Below are 15,470 nucleotides of genomic sequence, written 5' to 3' on the forward strand. Positions count from 1 at the left end.
GGAGGATCATATGAATCCGAAGATGAAGATAAAGGGAACTGTGTTCCGTGCATTGCTGGTTGCAGGTTGTTGGGCCGTATTATTTACGGCGACTACTGTGCAGGCTTCGGCGGAACAGCCAGCCGTACGTACGATTCAAACCTCAGAGAGGGCTGCCGTGGATGCGCTGGAGCAGAAGCAAACGGAGATCGATGCCTATATGGCCGGGCAGGGACAAGCGGAATTGGAACAGCTCGGTTTCACCGTAACGAACACAGGAGCTGTCGGCGATAAAGTGGAGGTCGGTATTACCCCATACGCGGAAAAGCATGCAGAATTCCTGTATGAGAAGTTTGGCCGCGACCTTGTGAACGTGGTGGAAGGCCAGCAAGCCCAATTACTAGCGTCGGTTTCAGTCGAAGGCGATGCTCCCGCAGACGATGCGCTGGAGCAGAAGCAAACGGAGATCGATGCCTATGTGACCGGGCAGGGACAAGCGGAATTGGAACAGCTCGGTTTCACCGTAACGAACACGGGAGCAGTCGGCGATAAAGTGGAGATCGGTATTACCCCGTATGCGGAAAAACATGCAGAATTCCTGTATGAGAAGTTTGGCCGCGACCTTGTGAACGTGGTTGAAGGGCAGCAATCAGAACTGTTTGCCGCAACTGCTGCATCTGCACCTGCAGTGGATGCTGCTGCTGCAAGCAGCGAGAAGCCGACCGTCAATCGTACGATTCTATGGATCGCCGTGGTTGTCGTATTGTCGGCCGCCATCCTGATGGTATCGCGCAAGAAGCTGTTCGGCAGAAAATAAGCCGGTGAAGCCAGTATGGCGTGTCGTATCACCATCGTGTATTTGATGACTAAAAGAACCATTTCGCATCCTGTTATGGATGAGTGTCTATGATCCTTTCTAATGGATTCTACACCATAGGTTTACATTTGCAAGAAATTTGTCAGATTGGGCTGGTACAATGGGATGGGGTAGGACTGAGGCGGCAATGAGCGGCACAATAGAGAACAACAGAGATGCCTGCAATTGCCCAAAGACTCCATTGGCAGAGGGGTAGAGAGCGGGGGCGCCTTCTATCCCTCACATTCAATACCGATGGTGACTAAAGGAGGAGCTTATTGTACGAGCAGCAAAGATTATGGTAGTGGATGACGCAGCCTTTATGAGACAAATGTTAAAAGACGTGCTTCGGGCAGCCGGGCATGAGATTGCGGTAGAGGCGGCAAATGGAGAAGAAGCGGTCTATCTATATAAGCAGATGAAGCCCGATCTGGTCACAATGGATATCACAATGCCCGAGATGGATGGGGTTGAAGCGCTTAAAGCCATCAAAAAGCATGATCCGCAAGCAAAAGTGATTATGTGCTCGGCAATAGGACAGAAGAGTATGGTGATTAATGCCATACAAGCAGGGGCAAAGGACTTTATCGTGAAGCCGTTCCATAAAGATCGGGTCTTGGAGACGATACGCAAGGTTATGGGAAACTAGCGGCTTGATTCTAATGACAGCAACAAAAGGGAACGGTGACGTTCCCTTTTGTGCTTTCAAGAGCGCAGGAAGATGGTTTAGTTATCCACAATATACACAGGGAAACATGTGGGTAACACCTGCATAACTACTCTTTGTGCTCTCTAGGTGAGCCGAGGTACGGTGATTTCCTGCATGTCCTCCAGCTGCTGATTCTGATCCTCGATTTGCGCCATCTCCGATTTAGGAAATCCTAGCCGATGGGACTTCTTGGAGCACAACCAGCAGGAGCAGTGAATCTTACCTTTGGCTAATCGGCCCATTTGGTCTTCAGGCAGACGCCAATGAAACTGTTTCATAATATTGCGCTTGCGAGTAATGACACGGTTTCGATGGTGGCGGTAATAGGCACGGTCCCGGTTGAATGGTTTGAATGTAATATCCATCACGCTCCCTGGTAGGTGGGGCTTTGCCTGTGCCAGCATCCAGGGAAGGGGGAGGGCTGTCACAGGCAAAGCATGATGGTAGATCGCATGGAATGATTGATGATGCTCACCTCGCATAATGGCTGCTTCTTGGTTCGTTTAATATAGACGCGTTAAATAGAAAGATAGTTCCGCGACAAGGTTGTGGATAGTGAAGCAGCTTCCAACATATCGAAATAGTTATCCACAGAACGCACAGGATAACATGTGGACAACACCTGAATAACTTTTATTCTTCGGATATCAGCTCGCCTGTGGGAGTTACGAGCTCTCTAATAGAACGAAAAACCGCCTGAAGGATATTCGAGACATTCCTCCCCGTTCTTTCTTGCGATGCTCTACTTCTTCTTCCTCACCCACAAGCTTCCTTGCTCACTTCAACGGTCATTCTGAATGCATATGCATAAATTCAATGAATACGTATTCACTTTGTTGTATCAGCATAGGTTAGATGCCATGTAATTGAATTTATTATTGCTCATAGAAAACCTCCGTTTGAAAGCAGGTACAACACATGCAGAACAAAAACCTTGGCAGGTCATTTGAACGGCACTACCCCTAACTTTGCAAACCGGAAGCTTGGTGATTGCGGTATTAGCAACTAGAACTTCATACTTGAGAATAACGTTTATCCGGTGGCGTCATGAACCTTGGCGCTGCCTGCCAGACGTACCGTGTTACGGCCGGCGTTCTTCGCTTCATAGAGCGCTCGGTCGGCATCCTTCAATAGGAGGTTAATGGTGGCTTCTTCCTCTAAAAACTCTAAGCCGCCTTGGGAGACAGCGACGCCGAAGCTGGCTGTGATCGGCAAATTCCCCTGGGGACCTGACATGGGCTGTCCCGCAATTTCACTACGGATGCGCTGTGCCGCCGACTCGGCTTCCGTCGGAGACAGACCGGGCATGGCTATGACGAATTCTTCCCCGCCGTAGCGTGCGAAGACATCCTGGGGACGCAGCATACGGCGGCATATCTCAACAATGTGAAGCAGCGCACGGTCAATATCATGCCCATAGGTGTCATTGATACGCTTGAAGTAATCGATATCGAACAGGACTAGTGCGAGCGACGACCCGTCTGCACCGGCGTTGGCTAATAGTTCTTCACTCAGATGAATAAAGTGGATTCTGTTGAAAATTCCCGTCAAGCCATCATGGTAGGCGAGCTCGTGAAGCTGCTTATGGAGCCGGACCCGTTCAGTAACATCGATCAGTACGATCAGCTTTCCGGTCTCTTGACCGCCCTTCTTCCGGACAATAGACGAGCGAATATGGTAGTCGTACGCCTGTTCGCCAACCCTCCACTCCATTTCTTGAATACTGGATGTTTCCGCAGTCCGTTCTTTCCGGTCCTTGCGGACGGCATCGAGGAGAGGCTCATCTGTATGCATACGCCATAACGGTTCTATTCGATGACCGATGGAATTGGCGGACAACTCTGGTATGATGACGGCTGCAGCAGGGTTGTAATCTACGAGCCGATTCTCCAAATCGAGCACGAGTACACCGTCGCGCATGCTTTCGAATAGATTGTCTCTCGCGATTGGAGCAACATTCATCATCCCCCGTGAGGCAAGTGCCCACAGGTAGAGCGCGGATGTACCTGTCATAATGACCGGGATGGGATCCATCCCTTCGGGCGTCAGTTGGCCGAGATAGGCAAAGTCGCCCGCCAACGGCAGCAGCAGCCCGGTCAGCATAATGAATATTTGGGGCCGGTACGATTTCATGCGCTGCCAATACAATAGCAGCAGCGTGACCCCGCCGATCATACAGGCGAAGGTGTAGCCCCCTTGAATAATATACCAGGGCCCTATTCCGAGATCGGCCTTAAGCATGGTAGTGCCCTCTCGGAGCCCGATAGAGCGGTAATAAAGATGATGCGATTCATTCGTCCAGACGAGCGCCAAAGTCACGGCCGGCATGATGAACAGCGCCATCTTCCATGCGCGCTTGAGATAACGGTCCATACCTAGGAAATGCATGATGATCAGTAGGTTGAGTGGAGGAAGAAACGGCATTCCTAAGTATTCGAACTTGATCCAGAACTTGATTTCGGCAAGTGAACCGGCGGACAGTTCAAGTGCTGAGCCGAAGGTATAGATGGCTGATAACAAGGTAAAGAAGATGAAGGTCTTCGCCATCGAATGCTTGGTCCGGTTGGACAGCACGTAGATGCCCATTAGGACATTGATGACACCGGCTGCGACGATAAGAGTTATGACTGCGGAATAAGGCGTTCCCATGGTTCCATTCGCTCCACTAACAAATTCGGCCTCCGGAGCAGCCGTTAGCAGCATGGAAGCCTAATCCGATGGTATCATAAGTCAGGTCGGATGTGGATGAATATTGTCGAATCTTGCTAATAAAGAGCAGTATGACATAATCACCCAGAGGCCGCTTCTCCGTCCCGATTGTCAGGCGGCAAATGCTTGATCATCTTGTAGTTAACAAGCTGAACACCCCGCCGCTCTAACGTTTGCGGCTGAATCATCTGATACCCGTGCCGCTGGAAGAAGGGCTTTGCCGTTATGCTCGCCTCTGTATCGATTTCGGTAAGACCTAATCTTCTAGCATCAGACTCAAGCCTTTTCACCAATGCCGAGGCGATTCCTTGTCCCTGGAACTCCTTATGGACATATAATCGATCCAAGTGGCCCGCTGGAGTCATGTCCGAGAAACCAACGATGACATCGTCGATTTCGGCAATATAGGTGATATGGCGGCGCAGCGATTCCGTCCAAGCTGCCAGCTTGGATGCGACCTCGGCTTGGGGTGCCCAAGCATCAAGCTGTTTTTGCGTATAATCCCGTTTATTGACCGTATGCACGGTTTCGTAGAATAAAGAGACAATCGGCTGAATGTCGGAGTCTTGATATGTTCTTATAATCATGGGATCTCCTCCTGATGAGTCCATTGTATCATCGAGCATTTCTACCGATGTCTATTTCAGGCGTTAGCGTTAGTATTATTCGGTTTGTAGTTGTTTTTACAACCATTAGCAGGAATTCATCCTTATAATGAACAGTATACGAGAGGGATAACAAAGGGGGATATAGGATGCAGAACGTTCTTGATGTTGCCCATACACTAGTCCGCTATATACAGAACAATTATCCGGACGATGTTGCTGTAATAGCTTATTATGGGTCGCGCGCGCAAGGAACAGCTACCAAGCGGTCGGACTTGGATTTCTTTTTCATTCCCGCTACATCCAATGGCTATCAGGCCAGTATTCAGTTTGTGATCGATGATATTAGCTTTGATTTCTGGCCGATCAGCTGGGAACGAGCGGGGAGAATGGCAGCATTCGAAGAACCATCCACGTCGATCATCGCCGAGTGCAAACTATTATATACCCGTTCGGAAGATGACCGGGACCGCTTCTTGAAGCTGCGTGAAACCATTGGGGAGATGCCCCGGCATGGATTGAAGTTCATGGAGAAGGCAGAGTCCAAGCTTCAAGAAGCTTATGTGCATTTATACAAAATGAGCCGCAGCGGCGATACGGAGAACATCACCCTGTACCGCAATGAAGCTCAAGGATTATTGACCAGCGTGCTCTATAGTCTCGCTCTATTGAATAAGACCTATTTCACGAAAGGCTGGGGCAAAAATACGGAACAAATCATGAATTTCCCACTCCAGCCAACCCATCTTAAACAGCTGATGGACACGATCATGAATGCACATGTTTGCCTTGATATCAGAGCGGCTTGCGAGCAGCTCGTTCAGGATACGCTGCAAGTGTTGATTGAACACAAAGACACGTATGCCGAAGGTCCTTCCTATTCGGATCGAATGAAGGGTTTCTACGAAGAGGTGAAGGGGATCTTCGATAAACTTTTAACGGCTTGTGAAATGAATGACTATAACTCCGCCTTCATCTGGGCCATAGGAGTTCAAGATGAAATTGCCCGATTTTTATATTATGCAGCAAAAGGGCATTGGCCGGTCGCTCTGGATCCTAGTCTGGATTATCAAAGATATTATGTACAAGCCGGCTTCCCGAATTTGGTTACGCTGCTTGACCCGGATGATCTAATGCCTCTTCGAAGTGCAGTAGCGCGTCTTAATGAAGATCTCGAGAGCCACCTCAGAGCTCATGGAGTAGACATATGCCGGTTTGACAGCTTGGCTCAGTTTGAAGCGTTTTTACAGAATAGATAATCGTTGCCCGTCATGCAACCTTTTTTCCTTCATGAGAGTCTGAAGGTTAATTGCGAAGGAGGTGGCACGTATGAGAGGGCTCCTAGTAGTAATGACCATCTTAACACTCAGCTTGCTTGGTCTGGCGGGATGCGGGAATGCGGGGGCAAAGACTCCACCCGGGTTGAACCAGATCGATGCCGACCAGATCGATCTCCTTACCTTACACCAAGGTATGAATCAAGATCATAATCAATCCTATGCAATAACGGACAAGAAGATGTTCTCGCGTTTCGTTCAGGCTATTGCAGCTGCCGAGCACGATATGGCAAAACTGGATATTGCCGCTCCAGATTACGGAGCGACAGTCGAGATGAAAGATGGCACAAGCTATTCATTCTCATTCTGGGTTACAGGCGGGAACACAGGTCTAATGATTATATCTGGACAGAATGGCCACTATCGGCTGCCGGAGGCTAGCAAGCAAGACCTGCTGGACCTGTTTCAATCGGTTACGAAAGAACTGCAAGCAGAGAAAAAGGTGAATTTCCAAGTGGATGATGTTCAGGAGATTACCCTGGCGGAAACCATGGTTCAAGCGGCACTGGCATCAGAAGAATCCGTCTAATCCATACGCGCAATAAAAACAAGGGAAGAACCGTTAAGTTCTTCCCTGTTTCAGGTTAGCGGCTGCGATCTATCTCTACATGATGGGAACCTCGCACCGGTCCGTGGACAGGTTGCCAGGATCGATCCAAGCTTATACGCCCCATTCCTTACGAGCATCCGCAACGGATTTCGAAGGGGTCTGGCCCCAAGCATAATGCCCCTTCGGCTTGCGCCCGATCCAACGCTCGTCAACCGGCTCGGAAGCAAGCTGATAGCGGGTATCGGAGCTGATTCGATATCGGTTGGTGCTGTTATTAAGCGATGTATGCATCATGTACATGCCAAAGATAATCACGTCTCCGGCTTGGAAGTCCGTCGTGGCCCATTGGCCTCCGAACGTATCGATGATTTCGACAGGATCCTCAGAGAACCAGCCTGTAGCCACATTGTCGCGATCGACGTCCATTTCACCATAGGTTTGCTTGATTCGATCAAAATGCTGCGAACCTAGACATACGGCGAGCGTTCCCAGCTCCATCGGCGTGTCGCCGAATGGTGTCCACATCGTATAGACACGCTTCGTGCCTCTACCCATATATACGACATCATAATGAGCGCCGGTATTGCCGCCATGGGCGATGGCGCGAGGCCACTTATAGTCATAAGTCATCGAGGGGCCGCCAAGGAGCCGGTCGAAGAAGCTCATGACGGATGGATGAGTAACAACATCCACAAATCCGGGGAGATCGTCCTGCAGACTTTCCGCGCTTCCTCCCCACATGGCGCTCTTATTGTCCGGGGAGATGATGCCTTCCTCCCGAGGTGCCTCTGAATCTAATCTGCCCATGGAATCCAGCTTCCGCAGAAATTCCGCTCTGGCGGACAGAATCCGTTCACGGTCGTGGAAACCGCGAATGAGCAGGTATCCCTCTTCCTCCAGACGCGCTCGAAGCGCTTCCGTATCCTCCAAAATATCATTGCTGCTGCGCAATTCGGTCAGGTACTTGCTCCTGAGCTCCAATTCTCGCTGTCCGATGGTTACCTTCATGTCGCTTTTCTCCTCTCTGGTCTTGGCCGTGCTTCTCAATTCATCACAAGAATAACGGATACCAGGCGAGATGTCGTTAGTCATAAACGAACACAATTTACGCAAAACCGGACCATGACGTTCCGGGTCCTAACAGGGAAGGCTGCAAGCATGGTTCATGCTGAGACAGCCTATTTAATGATGATACAGCCGCTGACGGGTTCTCCATTCGGTAGGGGGGCAGCCTTCTTGCTTCTTGAACCAGAGCGAGAAGGAATGAAGCTGGGAGAAGCCGATCATTTCGGCGATCGCATGCATGCTTTTATCCGAGGAGCTGAGCAGCCATTTGGCCTCCGCAAGCTTGCAAGATTGCTGATATTGCTTGGGCGTCATGCCGTATACTTTATAGAAGCGTTTGCGGAACCCTTCCTCCGACAGCCCGGCCATCTCGGCCATAGCAGAGATTTGAACAGGCAGCTGCAGGTGCTCCCGTATGTAGTCGCCGATGTGAGCAATCGAGCGCGCTTGCTGGTCAGGATAGCAATGCTCATTAATGAATAACAGCAGCACCTCGATCCAGGCCAGGTAGTTTCTCTCCGGTTCTTTGAGCGGCATGGAGCGGACGCGCAGCCATTCGCGGAACAGTCGTTCATAATGATCCTGATCCAGGCGCGACAATGCGATGATTCGAGGGGTTCCGCTCATAACCATCCTGTCGAACAAGTCCCGGATTCGGCTAGGAAGTCCGCTGATGAGCAGAACTCCGAAGCGGACGGGGGTTATCGCATGGAAAGAGTGGGGCAGATCGGGCGGAATGAGGACAATCTGCCCCGATTCCACAGTTCGTTCGTGATCGCCTTGGCGGAACCGGCAGCTTCCTTCCAGCACAATGGTGATTTCCGCATCCCGATGGCTCCATTGCCGTTCGTCTTCCCAATCTTTGTCGTGAGCACCGATAAAACTCCGAATGACAACCATAGTTGAACTCCGCCCTCCCCAATATCGCGTCAACAGCTTCCGAACTGTAAGAACTTTGTTGCATTTCACTATACATTCGATTCATTATCCGGGCAAGCTAAGTTGTGCGCACGATGGCTGTGAATCCGGAATAAACGGTTAGCTGAGCCGCTGCGGCAATTGCCGGTAAGGATTCGGTTTGTCAGGAGCGGGCAGCCATAGCAGGTACGCTTGACTTTTGTCTCTTGTTGTAACTATAATGATTACAACGAAAGGGTGTTAGAAGATGAAGATTAGCAGCCGTTTCTCAATTGCTGTACACATATTGTCCTTGTTGGCGATTCAGCCAAGCGGTCATAGCACGTCGGATTGGATTGCCGGCAGCGTCGGAACCAATCCTGTTATAATTCGGCGGGTATTGGGACAGCTTAAGAAGGTAAAGCTGGTGACGGTACGCGCCGGAAGCGGCGGTGCTTTTCTCGCGAAAAGTCTGAGTGAAATAAATCTGCTGGCCGTCTATCGGGCTGTCGATGTCGTAGAAGAAGGCCGGTTGTTCCATATCCACGAGGAGCCGAATCCGGCATGTCCGGTCGGCGCCAATATTCAAGCTGTGCTGGAGCTTCTGCTGAGCCGCGCACAGGAGGCCATGGAGAAGATTCTGGCTGACGTCACGATGGAAGAGCTGGTCAACGTGTTATCCAAGCAGATAGAAGCGCGGGCATAAGCAATTTTTTTTCGATTAGTTGTAACTTACGTGGTTACAACGAACCCTTTCGTACACTATATTTTACTGGAGGTCATTCGACATGAAGATCGGAATAATTGGAGCAAGCGGTAAAGCTGGATCCCTCATTCTAAAGGAAGCGGCGGCAAGAGGCCATCAAGTGACGGCTATTGTGCGGAATGCGGCGAAGCTGGATGCAGCAGGCGCTGCGGTTATCGAGAAAGATGTTTTTGAGCTGACTTCGCAGGATTTGAGCGCGTTCGATGTCGTCGTGAATGCATTCGGGGCCACTCCCGGCCATGAGCATCTGCATGTAGAAGCGGGTCGTGCATTGATCGCAGCCCTTCAAGGTTCGACGAATACGCGGTTGATTGTAGTTGGTGGAGCGGGCAGCCTGTACGTGGATGAAGCCAAAACGACACGTCTGGTCGACACCCCGGAGTTTCCGGATCTGTATAAGGCGACGGCGACCAATCAAGGCAAAAACCTGGAGGATCTGCGCAACTCGACCGGCATCAAGTGGACATTCGTAAGTCCGGCGGCCTTCTTCAATCCGGAGGGAAGGCGTACCGGCACGTACCAAGCAGGAAAAGACAATCTGATCGTCAACTCCAAAGGAGAAAGTCACGTTAGTTATGCGGATTACGCCATCGCGATCGTCGATGAAATCGAGCGGCCTAAGCATATGAACGAGCGGTTCACGCTTGTGTCCGAGTCTTAATCATGGAGCAGCATTCACCTCTCGCGCTTTTAGGGTCATCCTAGAGGCTTGGGAGGCGGCATGCCGTAATGCGCTGCGAAGCCGAAACGAAACGAGCGTCCCAGAATGGACGCTTTTTTGTATATGTCCAGAGGCACGCATCTTTTAGCCGGTGAAAGTCCGGTCACGGGACTTGCCAAGCGCCCCCGCGTAGCTAGGCTCATGCTCAGCAGCGAGATAATAGCAAAAGATGTTTTAATGAAGTATGTTCAGGAATTTGATGGGCTGATCCAGGAGTATAGTAGGGTATCTCAAGGTGTGATCCAAGAAGGCGATGCGACGGTTTGGATTTATTATCGTGAGAACCTGAATCTAGACAAAGAACTCTCGCACCTCGAAAGAGAATATAATTTTAAACCAAAGACCGGTATAACTTGGATATAAGCAGCAATGCCAACAGTAACCCACTAGCAATTAAGTTTTTCAAATTCGTTTTGAGTAGACAATCAAATTTTATATTGTTGGATGATGATGATAATCGTATCGAATAGAAGAAGGCGTTAATTCAGGCAGTTTGTATTGATTATAAGACCAAGCAGCTGAAGAAATTTGCCTACTACGAGAGAATAGCAGGGAAATACTATTTCGAAATCAATCGGGATGTGTCTAGACTGTTGGAGGAGGCCGCTGTTCTTTCTGGATAACCATATCGAACCTATAATTACTTATAATGTAATCTGTGTGCTGGTTTGACAAAACTCAGATATGTTTATGCAATGCTATTGTCATCATCTTATCTTGCGCTTTCTCGATTACGATCTACGACTGTTCCTTTCGCCAGTCCATTCGTGTCTTCCTGCATGTCATTGCGAACGATAGGCTTTTAAAACATGCAGAGCGGGGCAGAATCGGGAAGATCAGAACATGACGGACAAATGAGAACTAGGCAAACGAGAAAGAGGTGCTATATGATAGGACGTACCGGTCAAAAGAGAACCTTTAATGACGAAGGGGAAAGGGGTTATCAGCTATGTTCAGATCGACATCCTGGCGCATATTTGTGATCAGTGGTATTTTCTTCGCAATTACGATTGTACCGTTTTCGTTGTTTCTGGCTAACCGATTTTCTCAATTCGCATACTCTCAGATGGGAACATTCAATCAGGATCGCATCGACGAAATGGCAGAGCGGACCGAATTCATCCTGGCAAAGTTGAAATGGTACAGCCTGAATATGTACGAAGACCATAGTGTTCAGAACTGGATGTATTCTTCAGCCGACAATCTGCTGCAAAATGCCGGTACGATGCGGGTTTTAACAAAGTATTTGTCCAATGAGCCTTTTATTGAATCCGCTTACTTATTCAGTATGCGCAAACGTGAGGTTATCGACTCCAAAGTCGGACTGCTCCAGTTCGAGGAATTCGCCGATCAGCCGATGCAGAAGCGGATCGAGCGCAATCCCGGAACCTTCCTCCGCTATTTTGATCACCAAATCGGGAAAAACTCGTATTTGGCGCTCCAGCTTCCTTCGACTCCTGTGCAGAAAAACCAAGACGGGTATCTTGTCGTCCTTTTCGACAAGAAGGAGCTGCAAAAGCATTTGATCTCGGGCGGCGGAAGGGCGGATGTGCTGCTCTCGATTGTGGATGATCAGGGCAGGCTGATCCTGGGAGAATCGGATGAGCGGCTCGAGGAGAGTATCCGTAACATCCGGACAGGATTGAAGCGTGGATCCTTCGAACTGAACCGTGCTGGAGGGGAAGCGTTCGTAAATTATGCCCGTCTTGAATCGCTCGGATGGACCATTATATCCATTACAGAGATGAAGCAATTCCGGGCAAAGGCCGATGCGTTCAAAACCGTCATTATCGCCTGCTCGCTGCTGCTGCTTGCGGCGCTGCTCCTGATCGCCTATTGGAATTCACGCCGTTTCGTCGGGCCATTCCGCCGGTTGGCGGATCAGCTGCAGCGGATGCTGGACGTGAAGGGGGAGAATGATTACGGCGTCATTGAAAAGGGAGTCGTCATGCTTCGCGATCATTACCCGCTGATCAAGACCGAATATATGCGGCAGTGGCTGCTGCAGGGCAGGCTGACCGACAGCACCAGAGCGGCGATTGTCCGTGAATCCGGTCTGCTTAACTACGAATGGCTTCGGCTCGCCGTTGTCAAAATTGATTCCTACTATGAAATGTCCGAGCAGTACGATTTTGTCTCGCGCAAGCTGCTCAAGTATGCAATCGGCAATATCGCGGAGGAACTGCTGGGACGGCCGGAACGGCCGATAGAGGTGGTTGATTTCGGCTCGGACCATCTCGTTGTGCTCGTTGGCGCGGCCAGTTCCTCGCCTGACCCCGAATTGACCAAAGAGCTGAAGGAGCTGCGCCGGCAAGTTGCCAGCTACGTCAAATTGGACGTCACGATCGCGGAAAGCGAAGCCCGCCGCGTTCATGATGATTTGCGCAAAGTATACGACGATATGAATGAACTTACTTTGTTCAAGTTTGTCAGCGGCGATGACAAAATCTACATCGAACAGGATTTCGAGCGCTATGCCGATCTACAGGCTCCGATTGAGGAGGCTGTGCATGAAAGCCTGATCCAGACCATTCGCAGCGGCAAAGAGGAGAAGGCGCTGACGATGCTGGATGGGTTGTTCGTGCGCTTGCAGACGATGAATTATACCGAGTGCCAATTCCAGCTGAAGCTGCTTCTGTTTGCAATTGTCAAATCGTTCAGCAAAATGACGTCCATCCAGAGTGTTGAAGGGATCGAACATCACCTGAGGCAGTTTGCCACGCTTGCCGACGTCCGTGAATGGCTAAAGGAGGAGACCGGCCGGATCATCCGACTGCTTAGCGACCGAAAAGGCTTCAACCGCAAAGAAAAGCTGGTCGAGGAAATAATAGAGTATGTTAGCTACCATATTCATGACCCGATGCTGTCAGTGGAAGAGATCGCGGATCATATCGCGTTGACGGGCAAATATGTTCGGCACCTGTTTCATGAGCAATATGGCATGCCGCTGTCCAATTTTATTTTGAATGAGCGGATCGGGAAGGTCAAGGAACTGCTGGAGCAGACGAGCTTGCAGATCACCGACATCGCAGAGCAATCCGGTTTCCAGACGAAAAGTCACTTTTTCACCGCCTTTAAAAAAGCGACCGGCATGACGCCGAGCCAATATCGCGACAGCAAGAAGAACGAGCGGATGGAGCGGCCGCGGCTTGCCGAGAACTCCGCGAAATAGCAGGCGCATCAGGCGATTGCAAACTTGCCAGGCAAATAATAACCTGCCAATACCCCGCGAATCAGCCGATCGAGAACCGAATAAGGCCAATGAAAACTAGGCAGATTCTCATTGTGAATGCTACGATGGCATCGTTCGAATCCTGCAAGCCAAATAAGAAAGGAGGAACGCTTTTTGAAGCGACGGAGAAGGTTTGGCGGGGCGTTCGTGCGCGAGCTGTCGCGGAACAGATATTTGTACCTGCTGGCGCTGCCCGGCATCGCGTTTCTGGCCGTATTCGCGTATATGCCGATGCTTGGGCACCTGCTCGCCTTCCAGAATTACCGGCTATCGGATGGGATATGGGGGAGCGAATGGGTCGGATTCAAAAACTTCGAGTTTTTCTTCAACGGGAAAGACTGGCTGCGCGTAACACTGAACACGGTGTTCCTCAATGCGCTGTTTCTCGTATCCGGCCTCGGCAGCGCGGTCGTGCTGGCCATCTTTCTGAATGAAGTCCGAAACAGGCTGTTCAAGCGAATCGCGCAATCGTTCATTTTTTTACCGTACTTTATTTCATGGCTTGTCGTCAGCATGATGGCGCTAACGCTGTTCAGCACATCGGAGGGGCTAATTAACCGCGCGCTTGCCGTTCTTGGCTTCGAAGGCGTGGACTGGTATTTGACCCCCGGCGCATGGCCGTACATCCTGACCGTAATCAGCGCCTGGAAGATTGCCGGATACAATTCCATTATTTTTTTGGCGGTCATTACAGGCATCTCCGCGGAATATTACGAGAGCGCACGAATCGAAGGCGCGAGCCGGATGCAGCAGATGCTCTACATTACGCTGCCGCTTATGCGGCCGATCGTGATGGTATTGGCGCTGCTTGGCATCGGCCGCATTTTCTACGGCGATTTCGGCATGATTTACGCGATTATCGGAGACAATGGCGTACTTTTTCCAACGACGGATGTCATCGACTCGTATGCGTACCGCGCACTGCGGCAGCTGGGCAATTTCAGCATGTCCTCCGCCGTCATCGTATACCAGTCCTGCATGGGTCTTGTTACGATTCTGATCTTCAATGCGATAGCCCGCAAGGTGGACACGGATTCAAGACTATTCTAACAAGACTATTCTAAGAAGTATTCTAAAAAGGTTCGGCGAAGCGGGTGGAGGCTTGGCCAAGCAGCCTTTTTCGCCGGATGGATTAAGGTGTGATCTTTTGTGAGAGAACGGTTGTTTCTTGTTTTCATGTACGCGGTGCTGAGCGCGTTTGCGCTGTTTTGCTTCATCCCGTTCTGGATTGTGTTCATCAACTCGTTCGCCGATGAATCGATCCTTCAAACGGCGGGATATCAGCTGCTGCCGGGCAAATTCAGCCTTCATGCGTACGAATTTCTGCTCTCCGGCAAGCAGGTGTTCCGCAGCTACGGCATTACGATTATTGTAACGATCGTCGGCACGGCGCTGGGCGTCCTCGTGACAGCCGCCTATGCTTATACGCTGAGCCACCGGAAAGTGAAATACCGCAACATTTTATCGTTTTTGACCTTTTTGACGATGCTGTTCGGTGCAGGGCTGGTCGGCTTTTATATGCTGATCGCCAACTGGCTGCATCTGAAAGACTCGGTATGGGCGCTCATTTTGCCTTATCTGCTAAATCCGTTCTACGCTTTCATTCTCGTCTCTTACTACCGGACGCTGCCGTATGAATTGAATGAAGCGGCGACGGTGGACGGCGCCAATGATCTCTATATTTTCTTTCGCATCATCTGGCCGATCTCGGTGCCTGCCATTGCTACGGTGAGCCTGTTCTATGCGCTGCAATATTGGAACGACTGGTATTTGTCGCTGCTGTTTATCGACAATTACAAAATGCTGCCGCTGCAGATGATGATCCGCCAGCTGATGTCCAATTTGAATGTGATGGCTTATGTAAGCGGCAGCCAGACGCAGTACAACGTCGTCGTGCCGACCTACGGCATGCAGCTGGCGATCGTCTGCGTTACCATCGGCCCGATCGTGTTCGTCTATCCGTTCATTCAGCGCTTCTTCATTAAAGGCTTGACGCTTGGATCGGTAAAAGGGTAGGAAGGCAAAGGAGTGTGGCGCGTTTGGC

15 protein-coding genes are annotated in these 15,470 nt (G+C 50.4%); 10 read left to right on the forward strand and 5 right to left on the reverse strand.

Translation table 11 applies throughout. The features are described 5' to 3' along the window. Positions 1 to 10: 10 nt before the first annotated feature. Positions 11 to 796, forward strand: a complete 786-nt coding sequence (locus NNL21_RS19880; RefSeq protein ID WP_204819712.1) for a hypothetical protein — start codon at positions 11 to 13, stop codon at positions 794 to 796. A gap of 337 nt (positions 797 to 1,133) precedes the next feature. After that, the gene (locus NNL21_RS19885; RefSeq protein WP_204819713.1) at positions 1,134 to 1,484 is read left to right on the forward strand and encodes a response regulator; all 351 of its coding nucleotides are present in this window, start codon (positions 1,134 to 1,136) and stop codon (positions 1,482 to 1,484) included. A gap of 143 nt (positions 1,485 to 1,627) precedes the next feature. Here NNL21_RS19885 and NNL21_RS19890 read toward each other — a convergent pair whose 3' ends face one another. The 3 genes from NNL21_RS19890 to NNL21_RS19900 all read right to left on the reverse strand — a co-directional run bounded on the left by NNL21_RS19890 (position 1,628) and on the right by NNL21_RS19900 (position 4,840). Then, positions 1,628 to 2,026, reverse strand: coding sequence for a hypothetical protein (locus NNL21_RS19890; RefSeq protein WP_204819714.1), 399 nt, complete (start codon positions 2,024 to 2,026; stop codon positions 1,628 to 1,630). A 550-nt stretch (positions 2,027 to 2,576) separates the two neighbouring features. Further along, positions 2,577 to 4,247, reverse strand: coding sequence for a histidine kinase N-terminal 7TM domain-containing diguanylate cyclase (locus NNL21_RS19895; RefSeq protein WP_256555350.1), 1,671 nt, complete (start codon positions 4,245 to 4,247; stop codon positions 2,577 to 2,579). Positions 4,248 to 4,333: 86 nt separating this feature from the next. Continuing rightward, complete coding sequence (locus NNL21_RS19900) at positions 4,334 to 4,840, reverse strand: GNAT family N-acetyltransferase (RefSeq protein WP_204819715.1); 507 nt, start codon at positions 4,838 to 4,840, stop codon at positions 4,334 to 4,336. A 167-nt stretch (positions 4,841 to 5,007) separates the two neighbouring features. Between NNL21_RS19900 and NNL21_RS19905 the strand changes: the two genes are divergently transcribed. After that, complete coding sequence (locus NNL21_RS19905; RefSeq protein ID WP_204819716.1) at positions 5,008 to 6,117, forward strand: kanamycin nucleotidyltransferase C-terminal domain-containing protein; 1,110 nt, start codon at positions 5,008 to 5,010, stop codon at positions 6,115 to 6,117. A 70-nt stretch (positions 6,118 to 6,187) separates the two neighbouring features. Continuing rightward, a complete protein-coding gene (locus tag NNL21_RS19910; RefSeq protein ID WP_204819717.1) occupies positions 6,188 to 6,724 on the forward strand; it encodes a YhfM domain-containing protein in 537 nt (178 codons plus the stop codon). Positions 6,725 to 6,856: 132 nt separating this feature from the next. Here NNL21_RS19910 and NNL21_RS19915 read toward each other — a convergent pair whose 3' ends face one another. Together NNL21_RS19915 and NNL21_RS19920 are read right to left on the reverse strand one after the other, a co-directional pair. After that, positions 6,857 to 7,753 (reverse strand): phytanoyl-CoA dioxygenase family protein, encoded by an 897-nt coding sequence (locus NNL21_RS19915; protein WP_204819718.1) that lies wholly within the window; start codon positions 7,751 to 7,753, stop codon positions 6,857 to 6,859. Positions 7,754 to 7,927: 174 nt separating this feature from the next. Continuing rightward, the gene (locus NNL21_RS19920; protein ID WP_204819719.1) at positions 7,928 to 8,710 is read right to left on the reverse strand and encodes a helix-turn-helix domain-containing protein; all 783 of its coding nucleotides are present in this window, start codon (positions 8,708 to 8,710) and stop codon (positions 7,928 to 7,930) included. Positions 8,711 to 8,975: 265 nt separating this feature from the next. Between NNL21_RS19920 and NNL21_RS19925 the strand changes: the two genes are divergently transcribed. The 6 genes from NNL21_RS19925 (at position 8,976) to NNL21_RS19950 (ending at position 15,442) form a co-directional block, all read left to right on the forward strand. Next, the gene (locus NNL21_RS19925; protein ID WP_204819720.1) at positions 8,976 to 9,413 is read left to right on the forward strand and encodes an Rrf2 family transcriptional regulator; all 438 of its coding nucleotides are present in this window, start codon (positions 8,976 to 8,978) and stop codon (positions 9,411 to 9,413) included. A gap of 82 nt (positions 9,414 to 9,495) precedes the next feature. Then, positions 9,496 to 10,134: an NAD(P)-dependent oxidoreductase gene (locus NNL21_RS19930; RefSeq protein WP_204819721.1), complete on the forward strand. Its 639-nt coding sequence runs from the start codon at positions 9,496 to 9,498 to the stop codon at positions 10,132 to 10,134. A gap of 105 nt (positions 10,135 to 10,239) precedes the next feature. Then, positions 10,240 to 10,557: a hypothetical protein gene (locus NNL21_RS19935; protein ID WP_204819722.1), complete on the forward strand. Its 318-nt coding sequence runs from the start codon at positions 10,240 to 10,242 to the stop codon at positions 10,555 to 10,557. Between the two features lie 586 nt (positions 10,558 to 11,143). After that, positions 11,144 to 13,366 (forward strand): AraC family transcriptional regulator, encoded by a 2,223-nt coding sequence (locus tag NNL21_RS19940; RefSeq protein WP_204819723.1) that lies wholly within the window; start codon positions 11,144 to 11,146, stop codon positions 13,364 to 13,366. A gap of 174 nt (positions 13,367 to 13,540) precedes the next feature. Beyond that, on the forward strand, positions 13,541 to 14,476 hold the full coding sequence (locus NNL21_RS19945; protein ID WP_204819724.1) for an ABC transporter permease: 936 nt from the start codon (positions 13,541 to 13,543) through the stop codon (positions 14,474 to 14,476). Positions 14,477 to 14,575: 99 nt separating this feature from the next. After that, entirely contained in the window at positions 14,576 to 15,442 is an 867-nt protein-coding gene (locus NNL21_RS19950) for a carbohydrate ABC transporter permease (protein WP_204819725.1), read from the forward strand. Positions 15,443 to 15,470 lie beyond the last annotated feature (28 nt).

Source organism: Paenibacillus mendelii (genome assembly GCF_024498075.1).
GTDB classification, from domain to species: Bacteria; Bacillota; Bacilli; order Paenibacillales; family Paenibacillaceae; genus Paenibacillus_Z; species Paenibacillus_Z mendelii.